Here is a 2,567-nt window from a genome sequence, read left to right on the forward strand (position 1 = left end):
ACGCCAGCCGGTCGCGCGCGGCGGCCGCGCTTTCGCGCGCCTTTCCCTCCTCGTCGCGCTGAAATTCTTCGAGCAAGCGCTCGCAGACGGGCAGTTCCGTGCGCTGACGCTCGTCGATCCACGCGGCGGCGCGCTCCAGGCCGCGCGGCGAGCGGAGCGCCTCGTAGGGCTGGTTCAGCTCCGCGCCGAGGCGCTCTTTCCAGATTTTTTCGAAGCGGTCGTTGACGGCGTCCAGAACTTTTTCGCCGCTGCGGAACGACACCGACAAACTCACATAACGGCCGCCGCGGCGCGCCGCGCTGACGTAGCGCCCGAAGATCGCCGGCTCGGCGCGGCGGAAACGGTAAATGGACTGTTTCAGGTCGCCGACGACGAACAGCCGCGCGCGCGCCGCGCGCCGGACGACGCGCAGCAGGGCGTCCTGCTGGTCGTTGGTGTCCTGGAATTCGTCCACGAGCACTTCGGAAAAACGCGCGGCGTAAGATTCGTCGCGTTCCAGCGCCTGAGCGGCCAGAGCGATCATGTCGGCAAAAGTGATGCCGCCGCGCGAAGCCTTGTACGCCTGCCACTTGCGCCAGCACAGCCAGCCGAGGCGGATCAGCAGCGCGCGCAGCTTCAGCTCCTCTTCGCTCCACCCGTCGGCGAGCAGGCGCTCGAAGGCCCGCAGCGCTTCGGCGTCTCTGCGCCAGTCGGCCAGCTTGACGCCCATCGCCCCCGCCAGCGCGTCGGCCAGTTTGCCGCGCGCGTTTTTGACCGTATCGGCGGCGTCGAAGACGAACTCGCGGCAGTCCGCTTCGCTCTCGAAGCCGCGCGCGTTCCAGCGGGCGCGGAACGCAATAAAGCGCGCGACGAAATCGCCCGTGCCGCCGCATTGTCCGGGATCGACGTCGAAGCCTTCGGTCCAGCAGTCGGCCAGCCGCGCGAACTCGGCGCCGAGATTTTGCCGCAGCAGTTCCAGCGCCTGCGCGTCGGGAGAGCCCAGCTTTTCGAGAACGCTTTCGGGCGTCTCGCCGAAGTCGGACATCATGCCCTCGAAGCTGCGGGCGAAATCGGCGACGCCTTCGGGCCCCCAGCAGTTCACCACGTCGGCCGCGCCGTCGCCGTTTAGCAGCTCGCGCGCGGCGGCGCCGTATTCGCGGTCCATGCCCCAGCAGAACCATTCGGCGTCGAGCCGGTCCAGCGCGCCGGCCAGCTCGCGCCAGAACTCGCTGGCCTCCGCGTCGCCGACGAGTCGCGGCGACGGTTCGACGGGCAGCGACAGCCCCGCTTCGCCGATGACGCGCGCGCCGAAGCCGTGGATCGTGGAGATATAAGCCTGATCGAGCGAAACCAGCGCCGCGGCGCGGCGGCGCGACAGCTCGGCCGAAGCGGCGAGCGCCGGCTCGAGGTCCGCCAGCAGCGCGGCGATGCGGCGGCGCATCTCCGACGCCGCTTTCTCGGTGAACGTCAGCGTCAGCATATGGCGTACGTCTTCGCGCGTCAGCACGGTCCAGACGAAGCGCCACGCCAGCGTCCAGGTCTTGCCCGTGCCGGCCCCGGCGCCGACCACCGTCAGCGGCGCTTCGGACGTGATCGCCTCGACCTGCTCGGGCAGGCCCTGCGAAGCGACGTAATTTTTCAGCAGCGCCAGATCCTCTTTCGACAGAGGCGGCAGTCCGCGCTCTTTATTCGTCATCGGCTCCGCCCTCCTCTTCCGATTCTTCGAGCTCGCCGCTCATCTCGCCGCGGCGGCAGATCGCCGCGAAGGCGCAGGCGCGGCAGCGTTTGCTCTCGTAACGCGGGGGGAACTGCCCGGCGTCCATGGCCAGGGCGATGTCCGACAGCAGCTGGCCGGCCCCGTCCTTCCGCTCGCGCAGCGTTTTCGATCCGCTTCGTTTGTTCAACAGCGAGGCGACGTCGTCGTCCCAGCAGCCGGAAACGGCGGCGTCTTTCTGACCGACGTAGCCCCAGCCGGCGCATCCGCCTCCGCCCAGGCCGCCGCTTTCGAGGGCCAGCGCGTAGCATCCCAACTGAAACGCTTTGCCGTAGGCGGACGATTTTCCCGCTTTGTAGTCCCAAAGCAGGAAACGGCCGTCTTTAAGGCGGTCGAGGCGGTCGCAGCGGCCGCGGAACGTGACCGCACCGCGCCGCAGCGGCGGCAGGTCGAGCTCGCACAGGATCTCTGCGCGCAGCGGGCGCAGTGCCGCCTCCCATTCGTCCTGCGTGGCGGCACAGCGCTTCACGCAAAAGCGCAGCTCGGAGCGGACGCGGCTCAGCGACGGAGAGCGCAGCAGCGCCGGATAGTTTTCGCCGACCACTTCGTCGAAAAGGCGGCGCGTTCTCTCTTCGATCGAGCCGCGGCAGCCCGAAGCAGAGTACTCACACCAGACGCGCTCCCAGAGGGCGTGCACGGCCGCTCCGCCGCGGAGCGGGTCGTACTCCCCCTCGCGCGGCGGTTCCTCGTAACCGAGGACGGCTCGCAGCGCGAAAAGGTACGGGCACTCGGCGAAGTCGTCCACGGAACTCAGGCGCGCTTCGGCGGCCGCGGCTCCGAGCCGTCCCGGCGGCACGCGGCTGGCCGGCAGCGC

Annotated in this window: 2 protein-coding genes; both read right to left on the reverse strand. The window is 69.3% G+C overall.

Going from position 1 to position 2,567, the window contains the following annotated elements:
- Positions 1-1,675: UvrD-helicase domain-containing protein (locus HMPREF7215_RS12110; protein WP_009166221.1), on the reverse strand; the 1,675-nt coding region annotated here is incomplete at its 3' end.
- On the reverse strand, positions 1,665-2,567 hold a 903-nt coding region (locus HMPREF7215_RS12115), incomplete at its 5' end, for a RecB family exonuclease (protein WP_009166222.1). The genes HMPREF7215_RS12110 and HMPREF7215_RS12115, both read right to left, overlap by 11 nt.

Source organism: Pyramidobacter piscolens W5455, assembly GCF_000177335.1.
Classification (GTDB): Bacteria; Synergistota; Synergistia; order Synergistales; family Dethiosulfovibrionaceae; genus Pyramidobacter; species Pyramidobacter piscolens.